Origin of the sequence: Pseudoalteromonas sp. Z1A6, assembly GCF_011378745.1 — a bacterium.
GTDB classification, from domain to species: Bacteria; Pseudomonadota; Gammaproteobacteria; order Enterobacterales; family Alteromonadaceae; genus Pseudoalteromonas; species Pseudoalteromonas arctica.
Genome location: NZ_WTKW01000273.1, coordinates 1 through 5,765 on the forward strand (window position 1 = coordinate 1; position 5,765 = coordinate 5,765).

Below are 5,765 nucleotides of genomic sequence, written 5' to 3' on the forward strand. Positions count from 1 at the left end.
CCTTTATACAAAAAAGCACTACGAAGCAACCAGTGAAAATAATATAAAAACACTACAGATACAGTTTGAAGTAAAAGAAAAAGAAGACAAAATACAGCAACTAGAGTACGCAAAAGACATTAGTGAGCTACAAGCTAAAGAAGAATATCAACAAAAAATAATTTGGCGACTCAGCGCTGCTATTGCATTTATTTTAGTGATTGCTTCATTATTTTTATTTTATCGGCAAGCTCGACAACGTCAAAAATATCACGATATTTCATTAACAGATTATCTAACAAATTGCCCTAATCGCAGAGGAATAATGCGCGCAGCAGAAGCAAAGCTTGGTGAAGGTAAAATGACGATAGCAATTGTTGACTTAGACTACTTTAAAAAAGTTAACGACCATTTTGGTCACGATGTTGGAGATTTAGTTCTTATTGCCTTTGCAAAAGCTGCAAAAGAAACACTATGTAATGATCATCAGTTTGGTCGTTACGGCGGCGAAGAATGGTTATTTGCACTAAATACGGTTGATGAACGAATAATTCGCGATATATTTAACCGACTCGCCATTAGCTTCGCCAAGCATTGCAGTAATATAGAAGACTTTCCTAGTGATACAAAAATCACCTTTAGTGCAGGGGCCTCTGTAAGTGGCTCTTTAAAAAGCACACTAGATGTTCTTATTAAGCATGCAGATAAATTACTTTATAAAGCAAAAGAAAACGGAAGAAACCAAGTCGTTGTTGATTAAATAAGCACAGCTAAAAGTATTGGCTCATTTACTTGACTAAAGTCCGTCTAAAACCATTTGTTTAATTTTATGTGCTTTTACAAAATGATCTAATTTATGGGTGTGTATCCACCAAGTAGCAGCTTCCATAAGTAGCTCTGGGTCGTCGTTTTTATTAGCAAAAAATGCATAAAAAGAAAGCCCTACATTTTCGCCTTTGCTGGCTATTTTTTTATCGCATACGGTAATTATTTTTGCTCTTAGTTCTTCCCTCATACATACCTTATTTAATTATATTTTTACTATTAAAATACGCTATTTAAAAAACTAACCATTAGCTGTAAAAGGCTTCGATCAACCAAGCCATGATTCTCAAGCTCTTTATTAGGCGTATTTACTTTTGCAGCTTTGCATTCATTATCTAATGTCTCATTTTTACGTGTATCGGTTTCGTATGCAATATCTGCTTGTTCCATACATTTTGCCGAGCCTGCGTAAGGCTTTGCCGCACAAGCGCTTAGTAATAAAAAAAGTGGAATTGCTATCAATAATTGCTTCATAACTAATCCTATTTTTACGCAACTTATTTAATTTAAATTACAGCTGCAAGTTAGCCTATTTACTTTCTACCACCATTACAAAAAATTCAAAAAAGAACGTACCGATAGCATCAAAAAAAGTGTCATTTTTTTCATCCTTTTTAATTTGTGCGCTAATGCATTGATTATAAACTTCTGAGCTTGTTTGAGCGCCATTTCGATCAACCGTTTCAGCCTCTTCAATGCATAAGTTAGGGTCAGAACGTGGGGCAGTACTACAAGCACTTAGTAAAGCGCACAGCAATAATGCGGCGATGGGGCTTTTTGTGTTCATCCTTAAACTATCCTATTAAGTTAACGTGCTACCTGCATTTATACCGATTGGTATTATATGTGGGAGTAATACATATAGATTGTACCTAAATAATGTTGCTACTTTATCACTGCAATAAAATAAACAACCAGTAAATATTTGTAAGGTTCTGTAGGGATTTATACTCACTTCTATAATTGAACTACGTAAAAGCCTGAAATTATTGCATTCATATCACTGTAAAATTTACAGTGATAGCAGCCCAAAAATAAAAAATCAAAATAAAAGCAATAAAATACATCAACTTAATATTTGGCATTTAGTTTGCTAGTTAGTGATATAAGCAAATAAATTGTAAAAGGATTAGTTATGAATATTTTTGAAGCACTACGTCATGACCATGACAAACAACGAGAATTGGTAGATGCGCTTATTCAAACGCACGGCGACACAGAGCAGCGCCACACGCTAATGGACGAGCTAAAAACAGAACTAGAACAACACGCAAAGTTTGAAGAACGTTACTTTTACAACCCACTTATGTTTGATGACTTAACTCATGAAAAAGCGCGCCACAGCGTAGCTGAACATCACGAAATTGATGAATTAATTGAACAACTTGAAGATACCGAAATGAGCTCGTCTGCATGGTTAGTTGCAGCTAAAAAACTGCATCATTTAGTACATCATCATTTAAGTGAAGAAGAACACGAAGTATTTCAATTAGCGGGTAAAGCACTAACCGAAGGGCAAAAACAAAGCTTGGCAAAGCAGTATAATGATGCAATGCACTAATACTTTTTATTTGTGAGTAACTTTACTCACAAATAATTGAACCACCTTATATACACTCCCTTGTGTACTATTGGTTATAAGCCACTTGGCTTATAACCATTTTTTTAAGCCTATATGCTAACTCTTCTCTAGTAAGGGTGCTTCTGTCGGATCAAAAATTCGATACGCCACTAGCTTTAAACCATCGTTAATAAAAAACCACACCAAAGCATATGCCCACACAGCAAGTGCCCATCCCCATCCTAGTGGGGTCATAAACACACCATAAACAGCAATAAGTGTTGCTATAACTTGCGTGCCAAATACGGCGACCATTAATATAGCAGACGGTTTAATAGACCAAAATGGACCTCGGGTACGCGCTAAAAATATAGTCAAATGCCCCGCTACAGAAAGTAATAAGTACATTAATGTTTGAAGATGAGGACGGTCGAGTTCAAATACTTTATCTCCTAAGTAAAATAAACCAAAGGCTGCAATTGGCCCTACAATTCCCAGCACAGATGCAATACCTAAAACGAGCCGCATATTCCATGTCTCGGGCTTATTTTGATAATGCACATTGTCGTATGCAATAGACAAAATGGCGGCATCGTTAAGTAAAGCAAGCATTACAATCATGACTGCTGTTAACGGATAAAAGTTAAAAATTAATATCGCCATTGTCATAAAGAGTAGTACGCGCAGTGTTTCAGCAACCCTGTAAATAGCGTAACTGTTCATGCGTTGAAATATTTTTCGGCTTTCTTTAACTGCATCAATAATAACCGACAAGCCATCGGTCATTAACACAATTGATGCTGCTGAACGCGCTGCATCTGTAGCACCCGATACAGCAATGCCACAGTCAGCTTTTTTAAGTGCTGGCGCATCATTTACGCCATCTCCTGTCATGCCAACAATGTGCCCTCTATGCTGAAGCACATCAATAATATGGTATTTATGCTCAGGGAATACTTGTGCGAATCCGTCAGCACTCTCGATAGAATCATCTAACTGTGTGGCTTGATGATACTCAGTTGCACCAAATCCACTAGCATCAAGAATGTTTGTCCCTAAACCCAGTTTACTTGCAGTTTCGCGCGCAATGGCTACTTGGTCGCCCGTGACCATTTTAACACTCATACCCATTTCTTTTGCATCGGCAATGGTTTGTATTGCTTCTTCACGCGGTGGATCAAAAAGTGGCAATACGCCTATAAATTGCCATTTACCTTGCTCGTCTGTTTTAGCAACCGCTAAAGAGCGAAACCCACGTGCTGCAAATTCATCTATTGATGCCTCAACTTGAGTTTTAACTGCCTCAATATTAGCCGACAAAGCTAAAATAACCTGCGGTGCACCTTTGGTCACTTTAAACGTTTTGCCATCAGCATTTTTAATTAATGCTTCAGTACGTTTGCTCACAGGATCAAATGGCTGAAAATGTTCTATATGATAAGAATCTAGATACTGCTCAGCTTTTACACTTTGTAATACTGCTAAGTCAATCGGATCGTTATTTTCTGAGCGAGATGCTAATGCCGCGTACAATATAACTTGCTCAGCAGAGCCTTTATTTATTGAGTTTTCGATATAAAACGGGTCACCCAACGTTAATAGGTTTTGTGTCAATGTGCCGGTTTTATCAGAACAAAGAATATCAACACCCGCTAGCTCTTCAATTGCAGCTAAACGTGTTACAACCACTTGCTTTTTAGCCAATAAACGAGCGCCTACAGCCATAGTAACTGATAGCACTGTTGGCATTGCAACTGGTATTGCAGCAACAGTTAATACGAGTGCAAACTGTAATGTGGTGATCATTGGATCATCGCGAAACAAAGCAACAATAACTATAAGCAGTACTAAAGCCGCAGCAAGCATTATTAAATAATTACCAATTTTAAGCACCGCACGCTGAAAATGACTTGCAGTTCGCTCCCCTTGTACTAACTGTGCTGTTTTACCAAAAAAGGTATTTGCACCGGTCGCGTATACTATTGCCTCTATTTCACCTTGGCGGATAATAGATCCCGAATAAACAGTTTCACCCGCCGACTTTATAACCGGTAACGACTCACCCGTAAGTGATGATTGATCGACCTCTACTGTATCGCCATCTAACAAACGCGCATCAGCAGGCACTATATCGCCCATACGCATTCTTATAACATCGCCTGGCACAAGGTCACTGGCATTTAAGTTTTGCCATTGAGTATCGCGGCGTACTCTCGCCTTATTTGCTAATTTTGCTTTTAATGCAGCAATTGCATTGCCCGCTTGGTGCTCTTCCCAAAAGCCAACCAATACGTTGGACAACAATAATACAAGAATAATAAAAAAATCAGCCCAGTGTTTAGCAAGTGCTGATAAAATAATAGCGGCCTCGATCATCCACGGTATTGGCCCCCAAAAGTAAGATAAAAATTTGAGTAATAAGTTTGTTTTTTCTTCGACTAGTTCGTTAGGCCCGTATTGTACCAATCTTTGTGTTGCGTCAATTTGGCTTAACCCGTCGGGTGATGTTTTTAGTTTTTCTTGAAATTGTGCTAAATCGAGGTTACTCCATTCATCACTATTTTGATTGTTTGTTGATTTATTTGCTGAACGGTTTGGTGATTGATGTACTGATGAGATTTTGACCTTTTTCATGCAAGCCTTCTATACAACATTGAGTTGAATAATTTTTAAAACCGACTAACCGTATAGCTAACATAAACTAAAGCAGTCGATATTGTTCTTAAAAATGTATTAAATTTGATCTAACGCAATATTGAGACTGAAATAAAATGAAAAATTTATTTTAAAAGGATGACTAAGAAATTGGGTTACGAGGAGAATTGCCGAAAGGCTATATACGGGGCCGAAGTAGTAAATAACTTAGCCCCGTGTACTTTTTAGTTACAGCTCTGTCGGCTTATAACGATTAGTTTTGATTACTTTACAGTAAACTTAACGTCTTGGTCACGTAGTAAGTAAAGTGCAAAACACGCTGCCCACATTGGCCACGCTGTAAAGAATAATAAGTTGTTAAAACCGTCTATATACTGATTGTACGAAGAAAGCGTAGATAAGCCGTGCATTACAAAAATGATACCGTAAGTAACGCGCTTTTTAATACCCGCTAAAAATGCCAACACTAAAACAAGTTGAAGAGCACCAATTACATAAGCAACAATATCAGATGAGCCACTAATACCGTAAAAATGTTCAAAAATACGTGCGCTATGACCAGGATTTACGAATTTATCAAACGTCCACATAACCATTACAATAAATACGCCTAAACGCAAAGATAAAAGTGACCATTGTAAACGGTTTTGAACATCAGAATTGATTGAGCCTGTCATAAAACTTCCTTAAATAAATATTAATAAACGCTGAAGTAACCTAGACCGTATAAGTTATTTTTTATTTC

7 protein-coding genes are annotated in these 5,765 nt (G+C 37.4%); 2 read left to right on the forward strand and 5 right to left on the reverse strand.

The window, feature by feature from the left end; all coding sequences use genetic code 11:
* On the forward strand, nucleotides 1-739 hold a 739-nt coding region (locus tag GQR46_RS15160; protein ID WP_165741364.1), incomplete at its 5' end, for a GGDEF domain-containing protein.
* 36 nt (nucleotides 740-775) lie between these two features.
* Here the strand turns inward: GQR46_RS15160 and GQR46_RS15165 are convergent.
* The 3 genes from GQR46_RS15165 to GQR46_RS15175 are packed head-to-tail and all read right to left on the reverse strand — an operon-like array spanning nucleotide 776 to nucleotide 1,591.
* Entirely contained in the window at nucleotides 776-994 is a 219-nt protein-coding gene (locus tag GQR46_RS15165; protein ID WP_165741365.1) for a DUF6500 family protein, read from the reverse strand.
* Between the two features lie 29 nt (nucleotides 995-1,023).
* Nucleotides 1,024-1,278, reverse strand: coding sequence for a hypothetical protein (locus GQR46_RS15170; RefSeq protein WP_165741366.1), 255 nt, complete (start codon nucleotides 1,276-1,278; stop codon nucleotides 1,024-1,026).
* A 55-nt stretch (nucleotides 1,279-1,333) separates the two neighbouring features.
* Nucleotides 1,334-1,591: a hypothetical protein gene (locus GQR46_RS15175; protein ID WP_165741367.1), complete on the reverse strand. Its 258-nt coding sequence runs from the start codon at nucleotides 1,589-1,591 to the stop codon at nucleotides 1,334-1,336.
* A gap of 348 nt (nucleotides 1,592-1,939) precedes the next feature.
* Between GQR46_RS15175 and GQR46_RS15180 the strand changes: the two genes are divergently transcribed.
* Nucleotides 1,940-2,365, forward strand: a complete 426-nt coding sequence (locus GQR46_RS15180; protein ID WP_007581776.1) for a hemerythrin domain-containing protein — start codon at nucleotides 1,940-1,942, stop codon at nucleotides 2,363-2,365.
* Between the two features lie 117 nt (nucleotides 2,366-2,482).
* Here the strand turns inward: GQR46_RS15180 and GQR46_RS15185 are convergent, their stop codons facing one another.
* Nucleotides 2,483-4,999 (reverse strand): plasma-membrane proton-efflux P-type ATPase, encoded by a 2,517-nt coding sequence (locus GQR46_RS15185; protein WP_165741368.1) that lies wholly within the window; start codon nucleotides 4,997-4,999, stop codon nucleotides 2,483-2,485.
* A 284-nt stretch (nucleotides 5,000-5,283) separates the two neighbouring features.
* Nucleotides 5,284-5,697, reverse strand: coding sequence for a hypothetical protein (locus GQR46_RS15190; protein WP_165741369.1), 414 nt, complete (start codon nucleotides 5,695-5,697; stop codon nucleotides 5,284-5,286).
* Between the last annotated feature and the right edge of the window lie 68 nt (nucleotides 5,698-5,765).

Coding starts and splice junctions, on each gene's coding strand:
- GQR46_RS15165 (WP_165741365.1), bottom strand. CDS start 994: ATGAGGGAAGAACTAAGAGCAAAAATAATTACCGTATGCGATAAAAAA.
- GQR46_RS15170 (WP_165741366.1), bottom strand. CDS start 1,278: ATGAAGCAATTATTGATAGCAATTCCACTTTTTTTATTACTAAGCGCT.
- GQR46_RS15175 (WP_165741367.1), bottom strand. CDS start 1,591: ATGAACACAAAAAGCCCCATCGCCGCATTATTGCTGTGCGCTTTACTA.
- GQR46_RS15180 (WP_007581776.1), top strand. CDS start 1,940: ATGAATATTTTTGAAGCACTACGTCATGACCATGACAAACAACGAGAA.
- GQR46_RS15185 (WP_165741368.1), bottom strand. CDS start 4,999: ATGAAAAAGGTCAAAATCTCATCAGTACATCAATCACCAAACCGTTCA.
- GQR46_RS15190 (WP_165741369.1), bottom strand. CDS start 5,697: ATGACAGGCTCAATCAATTCTGATGTTCAAAACCGTTTACAATGGTCA.